At 70.4% G+C, this 1,152-nt stretch carries 1 protein-coding gene and 1 pseudogene; both read right to left on the reverse strand.

Translation table 11 applies throughout. The features are described 5' to 3' along the window. Window positions 1–106 precede the first annotated feature (106 nt). Window positions 107–889 carry a hypothetical protein gene (locus AC5LSR_RS19640; protein WP_250287326.1) on the reverse strand — a complete coding sequence of 261 codons (783 nt, stop codon included), beginning with the start codon at window positions 887–889 and terminating at the stop codon, window positions 107–109. Continuing rightward, window positions 889–1,152: pseudogene (locus tag AC5LSR_RS19645) on the reverse strand (hypothetical protein); the annotation flags it as partial. The pseudogene AC5LSR_RS19645 and the gene AC5LSR_RS19640, both read right to left, overlap by 1 nt.

Below are 1,152 nucleotides of genomic sequence, written 5' to 3' on the forward strand. Positions count from 1 at the left end.
CGACCACCACTGCCACACCGGCCACCGCGGGCGGGATCACCTTCCTCAACATCGAGGACGAGACAGGGATGGTGAACGTGATCTGCACGCTCGGGCTGTGGCAGGGCTACCACCGGGTCGCCCGCGCCAGCCCGGCGCTGCTGATCCGTGGTGTGGTGGAGAAGGCGGACGGCGTGGTCAGCCTGCTCGCCGACCGGCTCGAGGCGCTCCCGATGCGCATCACCGCGTATCCGCCGAGCGCCAGCGCGAACATCAGCGGATACGCGGTGAACAGCGTGAGCGAAGGCTGGCCGCCGAGGAAGCTCCCGATCGAGGGCCACCAGTTCTGTGTCTTTCCCAGCACGCCCACCGTGGTGAGCAGCGCGACGCTGCCGAAAACGGCGAGGTAGATCCCGGTGTGACGCCAGCGCTGGAACACCACACCCGCCAGCACCCCGATCGCGGACACCGCGACCAGCGGTCCGCTGTAGACAAGCCACAGCGCGAGCGGGTTGCCGTGGCCCAGCACGTCCAGCCCGAAGATCCGCGCCTCCCGTCCCCAGCCGCCGGTCAGCCGCTCGACGATGTCGAACGCCACCAGCCCGAGCCCGAGGAGCAGCGCCTGGCCGAGGACGACCAGTGCGGTGGCCGCGGCGAACGCCCGGCGGGTGACGCCGAGCCCCAGCGTGAAGGGGAACACCTCCGTCATCGTCTGCAGGTGCGCGGGGGCGATCGCGCCCAACGGCATCGGCAGCAGGTAGATCTCGTGTGCGCCGAGCGTGGTTTCGCCGTTGGAGACGTCGATGCCCCAGCCCAGCAGCGGCATCGCGGCCAGCGCGAGCAACGGGTAGCCCAGCAGTGCGGGCCAGTGGACGAGCTGGATCCGGACGACGTCGAGCACGCGGGACATCAGGACTCCTTCCCGGCGGAGACCGGCCGGCCGTGGCGTTGGGTGGTGCGGACGACCAGTTGCTGCAACGAGACCGGCTCGAAGTCCAGCCCGGGTTCGAGCAGGTCGCTGACCTCGTCGATCAGGTGCGTGGAGAGCACGACCGTGCGCGGGTGCTCGGCGTAGTCGGCCAGCAGCCGGTCGTAGAACAGCTGCCGCGCGACGGCGTCGAGGCCGAGGTAGGGCTCGTCGAACAGGGTCAGCGGGGCCCGCGAAGCCAGTCC

It is taken from the genome of Protofrankia sp. CiP1_Cm_nod4 (genome assembly GCF_982290645.1).

Bases quoted from the DNA above. Each gene is read 5' to 3' on its own strand.
- AC5LSR_RS19640 (WP_250287326.1), bottom strand. From the start codon at position 889: ATGTCCCGCGTGCTCGACGTCGTCCGGATCCAGCTCGTCCACTGGCCC.